General features: G+C 56.1%; 15 protein-coding genes. 1 reads left to right on the forward strand and 14 read right to left on the reverse strand.

Annotated features, from left to right (window positions below):
- Positions 1-61: 61 nt before the first annotated feature.
- The 14 genes from ffh to AC0YNU_RS09270 all read right to left on the reverse strand — a co-directional run bounded on the left by ffh (position 62) and on the right by AC0YNU_RS09270 (position 15,390).
- Positions 62-1,435, reverse strand: a complete 1,374-nt coding sequence (gene ffh / locus AC0YNU_RS09205) for a signal recognition particle protein (RefSeq protein WP_475755479.1) — start codon at positions 1,433-1,435, stop codon at positions 62-64.
- Between the two features lie 30 nt (positions 1,436-1,465).
- Positions 1,466-1,840 carry a putative DNA-binding protein gene (locus AC0YNU_RS09210; RefSeq protein WP_475755481.1) on the reverse strand — a complete coding sequence of 125 codons (375 nt, stop codon included), beginning with the start codon at positions 1,838-1,840 and terminating at the stop codon, positions 1,466-1,468.
- Between the two features lie 105 nt (positions 1,841-1,945).
- Positions 1,946-2,947 carry a signal recognition particle-docking protein FtsY gene (ftsY, locus tag AC0YNU_RS09215; RefSeq protein WP_475755483.1) on the reverse strand — a complete coding sequence of 334 codons (1,002 nt, stop codon included), beginning with the start codon at positions 2,945-2,947 and terminating at the stop codon, positions 1,946-1,948.
- A 214-nt stretch (positions 2,948-3,161) separates the two neighbouring features.
- On the reverse strand, positions 3,162-6,737 hold the full coding sequence (gene smc, locus AC0YNU_RS09220) for a chromosome segregation protein SMC (RefSeq protein WP_475755485.1): 3,576 nt from the start codon (positions 6,735-6,737) through the stop codon (positions 3,162-3,164).
- Positions 6,738-6,966: 229 nt separating this feature from the next.
- Positions 6,967-7,659, reverse strand: coding sequence for a ribonuclease III (gene rnc, locus AC0YNU_RS09225; protein WP_475755487.1), 693 nt, complete (start codon positions 7,657-7,659; stop codon positions 6,967-6,969).
- Positions 7,649-8,890 (reverse strand): beta-ketoacyl-ACP synthase II, encoded by a 1,242-nt coding sequence (gene fabF, locus AC0YNU_RS09230; RefSeq protein WP_475755489.1) that lies wholly within the window; start codon positions 8,888-8,890, stop codon positions 7,649-7,651. The genes rnc and fabF overlap by 11 nt, the downstream gene beginning before the upstream one ends.
- A 145-nt stretch (positions 8,891-9,035) precedes the next feature.
- On the reverse strand, positions 9,036-9,272 hold the full coding sequence (gene acpP / locus AC0YNU_RS09235; RefSeq protein ID WP_161696667.1) for an acyl carrier protein: 237 nt from the start codon (positions 9,270-9,272) through the stop codon (positions 9,036-9,038).
- Between the two features lie 95 nt (positions 9,273-9,367).
- Positions 9,368-10,117 carry a 3-oxoacyl-[acyl-carrier-protein] reductase gene (fabG, locus tag AC0YNU_RS09240; RefSeq protein ID WP_475755492.1) on the reverse strand — a complete coding sequence of 250 codons (750 nt, stop codon included), beginning with the start codon at positions 10,115-10,117 and terminating at the stop codon, positions 9,368-9,370.
- Between the two features lie 653 nt (positions 10,118-10,770).
- Positions 10,771-11,697, reverse strand: a complete 927-nt coding sequence (fabD, locus tag AC0YNU_RS09245) for an ACP S-malonyltransferase (protein WP_475755494.1) — start codon at positions 11,695-11,697, stop codon at positions 10,771-10,773.
- A 55-nt stretch (positions 11,698-11,752) separates the two neighbouring features.
- Positions 11,753-12,739, reverse strand: a complete 987-nt coding sequence (locus tag AC0YNU_RS09250) for a beta-ketoacyl-ACP synthase III (RefSeq protein WP_475755496.1) — start codon at positions 12,737-12,739, stop codon at positions 11,753-11,755.
- Between the two features lie 8 nt (positions 12,740-12,747).
- The gene (plsX, locus tag AC0YNU_RS09255) at positions 12,748-13,737 is read right to left on the reverse strand and encodes a phosphate acyltransferase PlsX (RefSeq protein ID WP_475756241.1); all 990 of its coding nucleotides are present in this window, start codon (positions 13,735-13,737) and stop codon (positions 12,748-12,750) included.
- Positions 13,721-14,347 (reverse strand): transcription factor FapR, encoded by a 627-nt coding sequence (gene fapR / locus AC0YNU_RS09260; protein ID WP_475755498.1) that lies wholly within the window; start codon positions 14,345-14,347, stop codon positions 13,721-13,723. The genes plsX and fapR overlap by 17 nt, the downstream gene beginning before the upstream one ends.
- 302 nt (positions 14,348-14,649) lie before the next feature.
- Positions 14,650-14,823, reverse strand: coding sequence for a 50S ribosomal protein L32 (rpmF, locus tag AC0YNU_RS09265; RefSeq protein WP_090637702.1), 174 nt, complete (start codon positions 14,821-14,823; stop codon positions 14,650-14,652).
- 54 nt (positions 14,824-14,877) lie between these two features.
- Complete coding sequence (locus AC0YNU_RS09270; RefSeq protein WP_475755501.1) at positions 14,878-15,390, reverse strand: YceD family protein; 513 nt, start codon at positions 15,388-15,390, stop codon at positions 14,878-14,880.
- Positions 15,391-15,503: 113 nt separating this feature from the next.
- Between AC0YNU_RS09270 and AC0YNU_RS09275 the strand changes: the two genes are divergently transcribed.
- On the forward strand, positions 15,504-16,748 hold the full coding sequence (locus AC0YNU_RS09275) for a nucleotidyltransferase (protein ID WP_475755503.1): 1,245 nt from the start codon (positions 15,504-15,506) through the stop codon (positions 16,746-16,748).
- Positions 16,749-16,763 lie beyond the last annotated feature (15 nt).

Below are 16,763 nucleotides of genomic sequence, written 5' to 3' on the forward strand. Positions count from 1 at the left end.
TTCACCTCCTTCAATAAATATCGATCTATCGGAATGCCCCGTTTAGAAGGGCAGTCAAACGTTAAAACGGGAACTTCATGCCTTTAGGAAGCATACCCTTGAGGCCTTTCATGCCGCCCTTCGGACCTTTCGGACCCATCATGGACGAGAATTGCTTCATCATTTTCTTCATGTCGTCGAACTGCTTGATCAGCCGGTTCACTTCCGTGACGGAAGTACCGCTGCCCGTCGCAATCCGTTTGCGCCTGCTGTGATTGAGAATTTCCGGCTTGCGCTTCTCTTCTTTCGTCATCGATCTGACGATCGCTTCCACGCGCCCGATTTGTTTCTCATCGACTTTCAGGTTCTTCATGTCCTTCATCTTGCCCATGCCCGGCATCATGTCGAGCAGTTGATCCAACGGTCCAAGCTTGCGTACCTGCTCCATCTGTTCCAGGAAATCCTCGAACGTGAATTCCGCCGTACGCATCTTGCGTTCCATCTCCGCTGCCTTCTCGGCATCGATGCTGGACTGTGCTTTCTCGATCAGCGACAGCATGTCGCCCATGCCGAGAATCCGCGATGCCATCCGTTCCGGATGGAACGGCTCAAGCGGTTCGATCTTCTCGCCCGTTGCGGCGAATTTGATCGGGCAGCCGGTAACGGCTTTGACCGACAAGGCCGCACCGCCGCGCGTATCGCCGTCCAGCTTCGTCAGAACGACGCCGGTCAGCTCAAGCTGGCTGTGAAAGCTCTGCGCGACGTTAACCGCTTCTTGACCCGTCATCGCATCAACGACGAGCAACACTTCGTCCGGATTCGTAACTTCATGAATTTGACGAAGCTCGCCCATCAGCGCCTCGTCGATATGCAGCCGGCCAGCCGTATCGATAATGACGTAGTCATGACCGTTGTCTTTGGCCAACTGGAGGCCCTGGCGCGCAATTTCAACCGGGGAGGTTTGATCGCCCAGCGTAAACACCGGTACGCCGATCTGCTCTCCAAGCACTTGGAGCTGCTTGATTGCGGCAGGACGGTAAATATCGCCTGCGATAAGAAGCGGCTTATGCTTGTCCTTGAGCAGCGATTTCGCCAGCTTCGCGGACGACGTTGTTTTACCCGCCCCCTGCAAACCCGCCATCAGAATGACCGTCGGCGGCTTGTTGGACTTGGCGAGCTTCGCGTTCGTGCCGCCCATCAGTTCCGTTAATTCTTTGTTTACGATATCGACGACGACCATGCCAGGCGTGAAGCTCTTCGCGACTTCCAACCCGATCGTCCGTTCTTTCACCTTCGCGATGAAATCCTTGACAACCTTGAAGTTAACGTCAGCTTCGAGCAGTGCCAAGCGCACCTCGCGCATCGCTTCGTTCACATCATCCTCGGAAACTTTGCCTTTACCGCGCAATTTGCCGAATACATTCTGCAGTCTGCTTGACAAACCTTCGAATGCCATGATCGTCACCCCCTGAATTCAAGTGTTTGGTTATGTACCGCTCTTCCCATCGCTCCGCAGACCCCGTGCGATTTCGCGAAGCTCGGCTCCAATGCCGCTGTGATCCGCGAGACGCTCCGCCATTTCGTCCAGCCTGCTCAGCCATTGCTCGGCTTCTTCGTGCTTAACCAGAAGCTTCAGCTTGCTTTCGCAGGATTCGAGAACGGCTTCCGCCCGTTTCACGTGTTCATAGACCGCTTGCCTGCTAATATCAAACTCGGCAGCAATTTCCCCGAGTGAATAATCGTCATGGAAGTAATACTTCAGAAAGGTTTGCTGTTTCTCCGTGAGCAAATGCTCGTAGAAATCAAACAGCATATTGATTCGCGTCGTCTTCGCCAGGGCGTCGGTTTCGTGTACTGTCATGCGATCCGCTCCTTTGCGTCAAGGCAATTACCTTTACACCATATCCACGACGACTATCATAGCGCAGCGGCCTATGCACTGTCAAGCTGTTTTACTTGTCACCTGTTATTTGGCCGAATCGTTCTCGTCTTCCGCGTCCTGCAGCAGACCGCCGAACAGCGCGTGGACGAATTGCTCGGAATCGAACTCCTGCAAATCCTCCATTTTCTCGCCGAGACCAACCAGCTTCACCGGCAAATCCAGTTCATTGCGGATGGCAATAACGATACCGCCTTTGGCCGTACCGTCCAGCTTGGTCAGCACGAGTCCGGTAACGCCGCTCTTCTCGCCGAACAGCTTCGCTTGGCTGAGCGCGTTCTGGCCTGTCGTCGCGTCGAGCACGAGCAATACTTCATGCGGCGCGCTCGGCACTTCGCGTTGGATGACGCGGAAGATTTTGTTCAGCTCTTCCATCAGATTGTGCTTGTTCTGCAAACGGCCTGCCGTGTCGCATAACAGCACGTCGACATTGCGCTGCTTTGCTGCGTGTACCGCATCATACATAACCGCTGCCGGATCTGCGCCGGATTCCTGCTTGATCACGTCCACGCCGACGCGCTTGCCCCATACTTCGAGCTGCTCGATTGCGCCTGCACGGAATGTATCGCCCGCTGCGAGCAGGACGGACTTGCCTTCGCTCTTGAATTTATGCGCAAGCTTGCCGATCGTCGTCGTCTTGCCGACGCCGTTAACGCCAACGAAGAGAATGACGGTCATACCCGACTCCGCCATGCGTAGCTCGGACTTCGCGTCGCCGTGCAGCAGCCCGACGAGCTTCTCGGACAAAATCGGCTGGAGCTCGGATGCTTCTTCGATTTTGCGCTTCTTCACTTCCGCACGCAGGTCGTCGATGAGCTGCATGACCGTATTGACGCCGACATCGGCGCCGATCAGAATCTCTTCCAGCTCTTCGTAGAACGCCTCATCGATCTTCTTGCGGCGCAGGATTAATTCCTCGATCTTGCCGACGAATGCGGTACGCGTCTTCGTCAAGCCTTCCTTGAATATGGACGTGACCGCCTCTGTCTTCTGGGCGATGCTTTCTTTCAAGCGTTTAAAAAAACTCATGGTTGGACCTCCATCATTTTAATCGAGAAGAACGGCCGTCACCGGCTTGTTCGGTGCAGCTTATTGCTTTCATTAGACCTTATAGACATTTAATGAAAGCTATGAACCTGTAAAATGTTATAGGGTACAGAAGCCGGGCCAGGCTGCGATTGCGAATCTGCGCCAAGCTCCGGCTTCTATTATACGTCGGTTTCGGTCATTCGGGTTCAACCGATTATGCGGATACCGCTTCTTCATCTTCCAGACGGACGGACACCAGCTTGGATACGCCGCCCTCTTCCATCGTTACCCCGTAGAGCACATCCGCCTCTTCCATCGTGCCCTTCCGGTGCGTAACGACGATAAACTGCGTCAGCTCCGAGAATTCACGCAAGTATTGCGCGAAACGAGCGACGTTGGCTTCGTCAAGCGCAGCCTCGACTTCATCGAGTACGCAGAACGGAACTGGCTTAACCTGCAGAATGGCAAATAACAAGGCAATCGCCGTCAAAGCGCGCTCGCCCCCCGAGAGCAGCTGCAGGTTCTGCAGCTTCTTGCCCGGCGGCTGCGCAACGATATCGATGCCGCTGTCGAGCACCCGATCAGGCTCGACCATAATAAGATCCGCCCGGCCGCCGCCGAACAGCTTCGAGAAGACGACGACGAAATGACCGCGAATGGCTTCGAACGTGGTACGGAACCGGCGGCCCATCTCGTCGTCCATTTCCCGGATGACTTGATAAAGCGTCGTCTTCGCTTCGATGAGATCGTTCTTCTGGTCGTTCAGGAAGGTGTAGCGTTCCTTGACGCGCTCATATTCGTCGATCGCGCCGAGGTTCACTTCACCCAAGCCGGAGATGCGGCGTTTCAAATCGCGCACCTCGCTTTGGAGCGCAAGCACGTCCTCCGGTACCGGATACCGTTCCTTCGCCAGCTCGAAGCTTAGCTCGTACTCTTCGCTCAGCTTGCGCAGCAGGTTGTCCAGCTCGACGTCAAGCCGATTGACGGCGATTTCGATCTGGCGCAGCTGATCTTCGACCGTGCGCAGCTGCGAACGTTGATCCTTCGTCTCGCTCTCGCCCTGTTCCAGCTCGCGGGTCAGTTCCGCGCGCGCGGAACGCTTCAAGTCCGTCTGCTCCGCGCAGCCGTCCTTCTTCAGCTTCAAGGCGTTCAGCTGCTCCGTTTGCTTGGCGCTCTCTTCCGCGTGCAGGCGCGTTTCTTCTTCCTGACGCTGTAGCATGTCGCGGATGCCGGCCAGCTCCTGCTTGGCCCTGCCGATGTCGGAGCGAACACGGGACGCTTGATCCTCGAACGACATTTTCTCCTGGTCGGTCTTGGCCAGCGCGATCTTCAGATCCGTTAGCTGGTCCTGCAGCTGTTCCTTGGCAGATTCACCTGCTTTCCTGCGTTCCTCCGCCATCCGAATCGCTTCCTGCAGCCGTGCCTCTTCCTTCGTCAGCACCTCGAGTCGCTCTTCCGCATCCTTGGCGGACTGACTGATTTGCTGCTGTTCTGTCTTGTGGCCTGCGCTGTCCGCCTGGAACAGCTGCGCCTGATCGTCCAAATGCCGCTTCTCTTTGTCCAGCTGTTGCAGCTCGGCGCGAAGATGCTGCTCGTCGATCCGCTGCTTCTCGCCCAAAGCGCGCAGCTCGTCGACCTTCTGGTTGCGAATGGACTGTTCTTTCCGGAGATCGCTTATTTTGTCGCGAAGCTTGCCCAGCTGCTCATCCGTCGCTTTGATTTCGCCGTCCAGCTGCTCGATCTGACGCTGACGTCCAAGCAGGTTGGCGCCTTTCTTCTGAATGCTGCCTCCTGTCATGGAACCGCCCGCGTTGACGACGTCGCCTTCCAGCGTGACCACCCGGAAACGGTACTGGATTCGCGAGGCGATCCGGTTCGCTTGTTCCAGCGTTTCGGCAATAAGCACGTTACCGAGCAGGTTTTCAACGATATGCGCGTACTTGGAATCGCAAGTGACGAGCTCGGCTGCGATGCCGACGAAGCCTTCAAGCCCGGCGACCGTTCTGCGCTCGTGATCGGGAATGTTCCGGCCTCGAATAACGTCGAGCGGGAGAAACGTCGCACGTCCGAGCTGGCGGGATTTCAAGAAGGCGATTGCCGCCCGCGCACTGCGTTCATCGTTCATGACGACATGCTGGAGCGCGCCTCCAAGCGCGGTCTCGATCGCAAGTTCCACTTTCTCCGGCACGCGTACGAGCTCGGCGACCGCGCCATGCACGCCTTCAATGCCGCCCGTCGTACGTCTGGAGGCTTTCAATACTTCTCTGACGCCATGCATGAAGCCGTCAAGATCGTCCTGCATTTCCTTCATGGTATCCCGGCGGGAAGTGAGCGCCTCGAGCTTCTGCTCCCACTTGCGAACGGCCGACTGCGTTTCCTCCAGCAGCTTCTGACCGTTCTGCAGCCCCTCGGCCTCGCCGATGTAACGGTTGCGCATCTTATTGATATCTTCAAGCGTCTGCTCCAGCTTCTGCTGAAGCTCCGCTCTTCTCGCGGTAAAACGTTCATGCTGCTCCTGCCATTTGGCATGCTCGTCGCCAAGCCGTTCCATCCGGCGCTGAAGCGCTTCTTCCTGCTGTAGTGCATAACGAATCTCGTTGCGCAGCTGTGCCATCGTACTAAGCACGTCGAGAAGCTCGCCCTTCAGCGACTCTTCCGCGTCACCCGAAGCGGATGCGCTCGTGCCGATCAACTGCGCTTCCTCTTCGGCCAGCTTCTTCCGCAGGGATTCGAGCTCGTTGTCGAGCAGCGCCGCTTTGCTGCGGAATTCCGCTTCTTCTTTGGTCAGCGCCGTAATCCGTTCATTCTGCGCCGCCATCGATGCTTCGAGCTGCAAGCGATTCTGCTCCAGGTTGCGTTTACGCTCCTTCAGCACTTCGCCGTACCCTTCGCATTTCTCGTACTCTTCACTGTATTGCAGCATACCTTCGTGGAGCCGGTCCAGCGCTTCCTCCAATTCGCGAAGCTTCTGACGATCCTTCTCGAGCATCGCATCATGCTTGCTGACGACGGTAGACAATGTAAGTTGTTCCGACTGCAGCTTCGTCATGCGAGTATTCGAATCCGTCCATGACTGGTGCACCGTTTCGATGTTATGTACGTACATGGCGATTTCGCCGGACTTCAGCTGATCTCGCAGCTGCTTGAACTGGATCGCCTTCTCCGATTGCACGCGCAGCGGCTCGACCTGGTCCTCGAGCTCCGTCACCAAGTCGTGGATACGAAGCAGGTTGTTCTCCGTGTCCTCCAGCTTCTTTTGCGCCTCGCGCTTACGCGACTTGTATTTCACGATGCCCGACGCCTCTTCGAAAATACCGCGCCGGTCTTCGGAACGCGTGCTCAAAATTTCTTCGATACGTCCTTGCCCAATGATCGAATACGCTTCCTTGCCGATCCCCGTATCCATGAACAATTCCGTTATATCCTTCAGTCTGCACGACTGCTTGTTGATCAGGTATTCGCTCTCTCCGCTGCGGTGAACACGCCGCGTGACCGTGACTTCGTTGTAATCGAGCGGCAGCGCGCCGTCTCCATTATCCAGGGTCAGCGAAACTTCGCCGAAATTGACCGCTTTGCGCGCGTCGCTTCCCGCGAATATGATATCTTCCATTTTTCCGCCCCGCAGGCTCTTGGCGCTCTGTTCGCCCAGTACCCAGCGGATGCTGTCGCTGATGTTGCTCTTGCCGCTGCCATTCGGGCCAACGACGGCCGTTATACCGCGTACGAATTCCAGCTCCGTCTTGTCGGCAAACGATTTAAATCCAGCTAATTCAATCCTTTTCAGGAACATCGCTTACCTTCACCTCAACAACTATTGTACCATATATGCTAAAAAAGGACAGGGTCGAAATACGTCGAAACCCGTCATGTTCGCATGCAAAACATTCGACTCCGCATCCATAAATGGGACATTTTCCCGACTTTATTTCATGCGAGATGGCCGCCCATCAAACCTTTATGAAATGAAAAAATCCCGGTTACCTAAGGTGACCAGAATTTTCGTCATGCTGCATATTCCATTACTTCGGCAGCTTGCGCCACGCTTCTGCCGCTGCCTGCTGCTCCGCTTCTTTCTTCGTGCGGCCGATCCCCGAACCATAAGAGATATCGCCGATATACACCGCCACGACGAACTCGCGATCATGCGCAGGGCCACGCTCCTCGACGATCCGATATTCGATCGGACCCATTCCTGCTTGCTGCGCCTTCTCCTGCAAGGTCGATTTGAAATCTTTCCCCACCATCACGCCGTCGTTATCGATGTGCGGGAACATATAGGAAGCCAAAAACGACTTGACAGCTTCCAGCCCTTGATCCAAGTAGATCGCCCCGACGAACGCTTCGAACAAGTCGGCCAGCAGCGCGGGTCGCTGCCTTCCGCCGAGCTGTTCTTCCCCGCGTCCGAGCAGCACATGCGATCCGAGATCCAGCATTTCCGCGAATCGCGCGAGTGAAGCTTCGCATACGATCGATGCCCGCATGCGCGTCAGCTGTCCCTCTGGCCGTTCCGGAAACGTACGATACAAAAACTCGGATACCGTCAGCTGTAATATCGCGTCGCCCAGAAACTCAAGACGTTCGTTATGCTCCGTTGCACTTTGACGATGCTCGTTAACGTACGACGTATGCGTGAACGCTTGCCGCAGCAGCTTTATCGCACGAAAACGAAGCTGCAGTCGCTGCTGCAGCTCGTCAAATGGATCATGCTTCATACTTCTTCATCACGATCGTCGCGTTATGTCCGCCGAAGCCGAAGGAATTCGACAACGCATATTGAACATCCGCTTTGCGCGGGACGTTCGGGACATAATCGAGATCGCATTCCGGATCTTGATTATCCAAGTTAATCGTTGGTGGAATGATACCGTTCTGCAGCGTCAAACCAAGAATAACCGCTTCGACGCCGCCGGCCGCGCCCAGCAGATGGCCCGTCATCGATTTCGTGGAGCTGACCGCCAGCTTGTAGGCATGGTCGCCAAACGTTTTCTTGATCGCCGTCGTCTCCGAACGATCGCCAACAGGCGTCGACGTTCCGTGCGCGTTGATGTAGTCGATTTGAGACGGCTCGAGGCCGCCGTCCCGGAGCGCTTTCACCATGCAGCGCGCTGCGCCATCCGGATCCGGTTCAGTCATATGGTGAGCGTCGCCGCTCATGCCGTAACCGATGATTTCCGCATAGATGTGCGCGCCGCGTTGCTGCGCATGCTCCAGCGATTCCAACACCAGTACGCCAGAACCTTCGCCCATGACGAAGCCGTCGCGATCCGTATCGAACGGACGGGATGCTTTATGAGGCTCGTCATTCCTTGTGGACATCGCCCGCATGGAGCAGAAGCCTGCCATGCCTGTCGGCCGGATCGTCGCTTCCGCACCGCCGCAAATCATCAAATCGGCGTCGCCGCGCTGAATCAGCTTATAGGAATCTCCAATGGAATGCGTGCCTGTCGCGCAAGCTGTAACGGCTGTACTGTTCGGACCTTTCGCGCCCGTGGCCATCGAAACTTGTCCGGAAGCCATGTTCGCGATCATCATCGGGATGAAGAACGGACTTACGCGCTTCGGACCTTTCTCCAGCAAAATGTTATGCTGGTCTTCCCATGTGCCCAAACCGCCGATGCCGGAACCGATCATGACGCCTACGCGCTCCGCGTCCACGTCCGATCCGATATGTATGCCTGCATCTTTAACGGCGAGCTCACTGGCCACAACTGCGAACTGCACGAAACGGTCCATACGACGCGCTTCTTTCTTGTCGATGCCGTAATCTTCCGGGTTAAAATTCTTTATTTCAGCCGCGATGCGGGTCGGATATTCGGAAACGTCAAATGCTTCAACCAAGGAAACGCCGGACTTTCCTTCCATTAAATTACCCCAAAACGTCTCCAGTTCGGAACCGAGCGAAGTCATAACCCCCATGCCCGTAACGACTACTCTCTGCTTCATCTCTATTCACCTCTAATGGGAACTCTAATCCAAGCTCTATTTGATAAAACGCTAATGCGCTTTCAGCTGTTCGGAATGCAAATACTCAATTCGTCTAATATGGAGAGAAGTCCCGCTTGTGCAACGGGACTTGTCATTGTTTGTATTACTTCGCTAGAGAAGCTATGTAATTTACGACTTCTCCTACACTCGTAATTTTCTCTGCATCTTCATCAGAGATTTCCATATCGAATTCATCTTCCAGTTCCATGACCAATTCAACGACATCAAGAGAGTCCGCTCCAAGATCTTCTTTAAACGAAGCTTCTAGCGTAACTTCCGACTCGTCAACGCCAAGGCGGTCGACAACGATGCGCTTTACACGATCATATACATCGGACATCCGGTTCACCTCCTCCATGGTATTATACGAGAATTGCGGACAAAATGCCATACATCAAACGGCTTCCCGCCATACAGGCCTTGTCCGGAGCGCTGTTACATGTACATGCCGCCATCGACGTGAATCGTTTGACCCGTCATATAGGCGGCTGCATCCGACGCCAAGAAACGAACGGCGGCTGCAATATCCTTCGGGTCGCCGAGGCGAGCCAGCGGAATGTCGGCAGCCAGCTTATCGCGCATTTCCTGCGGCAGCTTATCCGTCATATCCGTTTGAATAAAGCCCGGTGCGACGCAATTGACCGTGATGCCCCTTGAAGCCAACTCGCGGGCGGAAGCCTTGGTCAGACCGATCACACCGGCTTTGGCAGCGACATAGTTGGCTTGCCCCGGATTGCCGAGAACGCCGACAACGGACGAGATATTAATGATGCGGCCCGAGCGCTGCTTCATCATTTGACGAGTCACGGCTTTGACGCCGTTGAACACGCCTTTCAGGTTCGTTTCGATGACTTGATCGAATTCGTCTTCCTTCATGCGCATGATTAGATTGTCACGCGTGATGCCTGCGTTATTCACCAAAATATCAATGACGCCGAATGCCTCGATCACTTGCTTCACCATCGCGTCAAACTCGTCGGTTTTGCCGACGTTGGCTTTCAGCACGAGCGTGCGGCGGCCAAGCGCTTGAACCGCTTCCGCCGTCTCCGCGGCTGCCGCTTCGCTACCGGAATAGTTGATGGCTACGTCAGCGCCGGCTTCGGCAAGCGCGATTGCGATCGCGCGGCCGATGCCGCGGGATGCTCCCGTGACGAGCGCGACTTTACCCGTTAAATCTGCGAACATTTTCATTTCTCCCCTCAGAAAAGTCTGACCCCCTAAATCCCCTCTCCAGGGGGACCCCAAGGGCCCCGGCCCTCTGTGGACACCCGGAAGGAGAACGTTGGTGCCACAGAGTACCGCTCTCGTGCTACGTCGTGCCTGACCTCGTTTTCGTCCCTCGCGGACACACTTTACGTTTGGCGCTCGCGAGTTACCTGCTGTCCCTTGCGGGACCATGGTAACGTTGTGCGCTGCAGAGGCGCTTGGCGAGCTGCAGCGTGCTTGTCCTCGCTTTCGTCCCTTGCGGGACACGCTTTACGTTAGGCGCGTCCTGCAAGCCGTCGCCTGCGGCTGGCTTGCCGTAGGCGGCAGGTCATCGCCGCCGAAGTTGGTTTACAGCTGCCCGCGGCAGCTGCTTTTAGGGCAGGTTCCCTGCCAGCTCGGCAGCACATGCATGCTGCCGAGCTTAGGCGTTGCCCTTTGCGGAAGCGAGGGAACGTAAGCTTTGTAAGCGGTGGTGGAGAGTAGCCGGAGAGTCGGATTGGAGTCGTAGCAGCGTTAGCGTTCGCCTTTGTAGTCTGATTCCTACCTCTACTAACTATATAATCATGGGAATCAGAACTACAACAGCGAGCGAAGACCCAATCCGACCGGAGGCCACGGTTTTCCACCTATGCTTAAAGCGCAGCCGCTTTCAGCGCTTCCAGGCTGTTTATCGAGATGACCTTGACGGTTTTGTCGATTTTTTTGATCAGGCCGGCGAGTACCGTGCCCGATCCGATTTCGACGAACGTGTCCACGCCTTGCTCGATCAAGTAACGCACGCTGTCTTCCCACAATACAGGCGAGTATACCTGTTCTTCGAGTAATTTGCGAATTTCGCCGCTTTCCGTGACGGGTTTGGCCGTAACGTTCGCGATAACGGGGATCGACGCATCTTGCATGTTGACGGCTGCCAAGACGTCTTTCAGGCGGTCGGCGGCAGGTTTCATGAGCGAGGAGTGGAACGGTCCGCTCACTTCGAGCGGGATGACCCGCTTGGCGCCGGCTTCTTTTCCTCGTTCTACGATCGCTTGCACGCCGGCAGCCGTACCGGACACGACGATTTGACCTGGGCAGTTGACGTTAGCCAGTTCAACCGCGCCGGCATCGGCGGATGCGGACGCACAAAGCGCAGCCAGCGCTTCGCGCTCTGCGCCGAGCACGGCAGCCATGGCGCCTTGCCCGCTTGGAACGGCCTGCTCCATGAATTCGCCTCGGGAGCGAACCGTGCGCACGGCATCCTGGAAGGACAATGATCCGGCTGCGACTAGCGCGCTATATTCGCCAAGCGAATGGCCGGCCACGTAGTCGGCTGTAAGTCCGCTTTCGCGGAGCGCCTCCAAGTAGGCTGCGCTGACGGTCAGCAGTGCGGGTTGCGTGTTGACCGTTTGCTTCAGCACGTCTTCGGGACCTTGAAAAATAATATCGCTTAATTTGAAGCCCAGCGCTTCGTCCGCGGCATCGATAACGGCCCGCGATGCGGGAAACGCTTCATAAATATCTTGTCCCATGCCGACTGCCTGCGCGCCTTGGCCGGGAAATACGAATGCGGTCTTGCCCATTGAAATCAGCACCTCCGACACGATTACGTTACACATTAACGAAGAGTATGAATGATTACCAAACTAACACGGAAGCGCCCCAAGTCAAACCGCCGCCAAAGCCCACCAGCACGATGCGGTCGCCTTCGTTCACGCGGTTTTGCTCCACCGCTTCAGCCAGCGCGATCGGAATGGAAGCCGCCGATACGTTGCCGTATTTATCCAAGTTGATCATACACTTCTCCTGCGGCAGATCCAAACGGTTCAGCGCGGATTGAATGATGCGAATATTGGCTTGATGCGGGACGAGCAGATCGATGTCTTTCTTGTCGATGCCCGCTTTGCGCAATGCTTCCTCAGCGGCGTTGCCCATGATACGGACAGCGAATTTGTATACTTCATTGCCGGCCATGTAGATAAAATGCTGCTTATCTGCAATGGTGTCGGTAGACGACGGCATGCGAGAACCGCCGCCCCGAACGCGGAGCAATTCGCCGCCGGAGCCGTCGGCACCGAGCTCGAAGGAACGGAATCCGCGGCCTTCGGGTACTTGGCCGAGAACGACGGCGCCTGCGCCGTCGCCGAACAGAATGCAGGTGTTGCGGTCGGTATAATCCGTAATTCGGGACAAGCATTCCGCCCCGACCACGAGCACGTGTTTGTACATGCCGTTCGCAATCATGCTGGATGCGGTCGCGAGACCGTAGATGAACCCGGAGCAGGCAGCCGACAAGTCGAATGCCGCCGCTTTCCTTGCGCCCAGCTTATCCTGCAGCAGGCAGGCGGTAGACGGGAAGAACATGTCCGGCGTAATCGTCGCGACGATGATCAGATCAATGTCTTCGGCAGTCAATCCGGCTGCTTCGATCGCCTTCAAGGATGCCTGGTAAGCCAGGTCCGAAGTCGCTTGCTCCGGCGCGGCGATGCGGCGTTCCCGCATACCCGTGCGCGTAACGATCCACTCGTCGTTCGTTTCGACCATCTGTTCCAGGTCTTTATTCGTCAAAATTCGTTCAGGCACGTATTTGCCGGTGCCGATAATACCTACGGGATGTAGCTGCATGCTCCCACTCACTTCCTGCTAATTTCCGCTGCGATAGAAGATACCAAGTTGCTCTGAATCGCCAGTTTGGCTTGACGCACCGTGCTTTTGATGGCTTTCACGTCAGAGGAGCCATGGCATTTGAATACGAGTCCGTTAATGCCCAGCAGCGGAGCGCCGCCGTGCTCGTTGTAATCCATTTTTTTGCGCAGCATGCGAAGCTTGGGCATCACGATCGCCGCGGCCAGCTTGGATAAGAGCGAGCTCGAGAAAATGTCCCGGATCGTCTTGAACAGCGTTCCCGCCGTCCCTTCCATCGCCTTCAGCATAATATTGCCGGCAAAACCGTCGCAAATCAATACGTCGCAATTGCGAAGCAAGACGTCCCGCGCCTCCACATTGCCGATAAAATGAATCGGTGCCGCCTCAAGCAAATCGTACGCCGCTTTCGTCAGCTCGTTCCCTTTCATGGCTTCCGTACCCACGTTGAGCAGGCCGACGCGCGGCTTAGACTGTCCATTCATGCGTGCCCGGTAAATGCTCCCCATGATCGCATATTGCAGGAGATGCTCCGGCTTCGCGTCCATGTTCGCGCCCAAGTCGAGCGCAAGCACGCCGATATCGTCCATGGTTGGCAACATCGTGACGAGCGCGGGACGCTCGATGCCTTCCAGCCTCCCGACGACGAGCAGACCGGTCGTCATGAGCGCGCCCGTATTGCCGGCAGACAGCATGGCTTCCGCTCGGCCGTCGCGCACCAATTGGCCTGCCATCACCATCGATGACCCTTTCTTGCGGCGAACCGCTTTAACCGGCTCGTCGTCGGGCCCAATGACATCGTCCGCATGGACGATCTCGATATTCGACGGAACCTTGGCGCCGAGATGCGTCTTGATCTGCGTCTCGTCGCCCACCAGAACGATGGTAACCTCCGGACTTTCGAGCGCTGCTTCCAATGCGCCTTTTACGATTTGCGAAGGGGCATGGTCGCCCCCCATCGCGTCAATTGCGATCCGCACCATCCATACCTCCTTCGATGACCGTCTCGCCTGCGGAACGATAAATAAGAAAGCTGCCCTGAAACACCATTTCATCGCTAACATAAGAAAAGACCTCGACTTTGGCTTTGCTGCGTCCGCCGGAGATCGATCTTACATAGGCTTTGGCTATGCATTTCTCGCCTAGCTTCACTTGACGGACGAAACGAATATCCGCTGTCGCCGTCAGAGCGATTTCATCGTTAATGACCGCTACCGCCAATGAATTGGCTTGCGCGAAAACATGGTGGCCGCGGGCGATGCCGGTTCTGGAAAATACATGCTCTTCTTTGATTTCAAAAAGGGAAATGCCGCTGTGGTCCAGCTGCAGATCCACGATATCTCCGATAACTTCATCCAGCGGCAATGAACGGACCGGGTCGTACGAACGCTCCGCCATTAGTTTCATCCGCTCCCGCAGTTCGGGAATGCCGAGTTCCAGCCGGTCAAGGCGCACCGTTTGAATGCTGACTTTCAACTGTCGTGTCAGCTCTTGATCCGTTATAAAAGGATTATCGTCAATCAGCGAGCTAAGCAGCTGATGACGCTCTCGTTTCGGAAGCCGTTCGATGGTCCGCACCACCTTTGCCATGGTTCTAGTATACGCTCAGCTGCAATTCATACGCGGCAGTGCCGGACAACAGCGGCTGAACCTGAGCCAAGACAGCTACGTTACAATCAGCTATTATAACCAGGTACTAACAAGTATATAGAAGAAAGCCGCTCCGCGCAACGTCGAAGGCAGATTCCGGTATAAAAACCGTTTATTACGCGGATGAAAGAACGATGCCTTTTAGATATGCAACAGGATTTCAGCTGAAAACGATGTCCTGCGCCGTCCGAAAAATACAATAGGACTCCATCCGAAGATGAAGTCCTATTCGTGGCGTCAAACTATTGTTTGATGATTTCTCTCGATTTGTAAGTTCCGCACACTTTGCAAACGCGGTGAGCCAATTTCAATTCTCCGCATTGATCGCATTTAACCATACCTGGCACAGCCAGTTTGAAGTGCGTGCGGCGTTTGTCACGACGCGTCTTGGATGTTCTACGTTGTGGTACTGCCATGTTTCCCACCTCCTTAACAGAATTGCATCAAGCGTGCCGATCGATGCAGCGCTTCTATTCCTTCGAGTCTTTAAACAAGTCTTTCAATGCGGCAAGCCTCGGATCGATCCGCTCGTTGGAGCAGCCGCAACTTTGCTCATTTAGGTTGCTTCCGCACGTGTGGCAAAGTCCTTTGCAGTCTTCGCTGCACAGCGGCACGAATGGCAGCGCGAGCATCAGCATTTCTTCAAGCATCGGCTCGAGCTCCAGCTTGTCCTCGTCTACCGGAATGGTGTCTTCCGGTTCCGATCCGTCTACTTCGGCTTCGTTCTTGAAGCGTTCGTGGAACGGCAGCACGACGTGTTCCGTGGTCGATTCCAAACAGCGGGAGCAGGACAGTTCCACGTCGATGGTCAACTCGCCCTCCACATGGGCAACGCCGTCTTCGCCCCAAGCCGTCATGTTCACGTCCATCGGACTCGCGTTCAGGACATCCTTGCGCACTTGCTTCAGCCAATCGGTATTCAAGCTGGACTTGAATGTTGTTTTCGTCCCTTTGGCCGCTAATTCACGTACATGAATCTCCATGGTATCACTCCAAACAAACAAAGTTTATTATATCGATTATCGATTCGTTTTGTCAACATTTTCACGCCGTGATATAGTGAAAAATATACGATACATCGTACGGAGGTCTGCCCATGCGCACAGTTGGGATCATTGTCGAGTATAACCCGTTCCATAATGGACATCTATATCATTTACAGCAATCGCTAAAAATAACGAAAAGCGACGCCGTCGTCGCCGTCATGAGCGGCCATTTCTTGCAGCGCGGAGAACCCGCGCTTCTTAACAAGTGGACGCGGGCCGAAATGGCGCTTCGCGGCGGCTGCGACGTCGTGATTGAGCTGCCCGTCGCCTACTCTACGCAGGCGGCGGAATGGTTCGCCTACGGCGCCGCGGCCCTCTTGGACGCGACCGGCGTCGTGGACGCGCTCTGCTTCGGCAGCGAGGCGGGCGATATCGCGCCGCTCCGCCGCGTCGCGCGGTTGCTCGCGCATGAGCCGGCATCGTTCGGGCCGCTCATCGCGGATGAGCTTCGGACAGGCCGCAGCTATCCCGCTGCCTACAGCGGGGCCGTCCGGCGGTTCATGGCCGCGGCAGGCGATGAAGAAGCCGCGGCGTTCCCGTTCGAGCAGCCCAACAATACGCTGGGGCTGCATTACCTGCTGGCGCTGGAGCGGCTGGGCAGCGCCATCGAGCCCTTCTCGCTGCGCCGCGAGAAAGCCGGCTACGCGCAGACCAGCATCACCGATGCGCAGATCGCCAGCGCAACGGCCATTCGCAAGCTCGTGGCGGAATCGCTCGAGCCCGGAGGCGTCGCGCCTTTCGTCCCTCCGTCCACGATGGAGCTGCTGCTCCGGGACCATGCTTCCGGTCGTGCCCGCGGCGGCTGGGAACATTATGAAGCGCAATTGTTCCACAAGCTTGTCTCGGAATCGGCAGCGACGCTCGGCCGCTATCACGAGATTAGCGAAGGATTGGAGCACCGGATCAAGAACGCGCTGCCCGAGCTGGACAGCCTTGCGTTCGAGCCGCTCCTGGAGCGCTTGAAGACGAAGCGCTACACGCGCACGAAGCTGCAGCGAGCGCTGCTCGCGATCCTCCTGGGGCATGACAAGGAGCTGCTGTCTCCGGATCGTCTGCGCAGCGGCATTCAATATATTCGCGTGCTTGGCTGCAGCCCTCGCGGCAGAGAGCTGCTAAAGCAGATGCGCAAATCCGCCAAGCTGCCGGTGCTGCAAAGCGCCGCGCGGGCCGCGGAAGAGTATCCCTATCTCGCGCTGGATGTCCAAGCAACGTCGATCTACGCGCTCGGTTGGTCCAATGCGTCGCCAAGGGATCTCTTCCGCGATTATTATGAGAAGCCAGTCGCCATTGAATAAGTTCCGCTTCGATCA

This window comes from Paenibacillus sp. J31P316 (assembly GCF_056269105.1).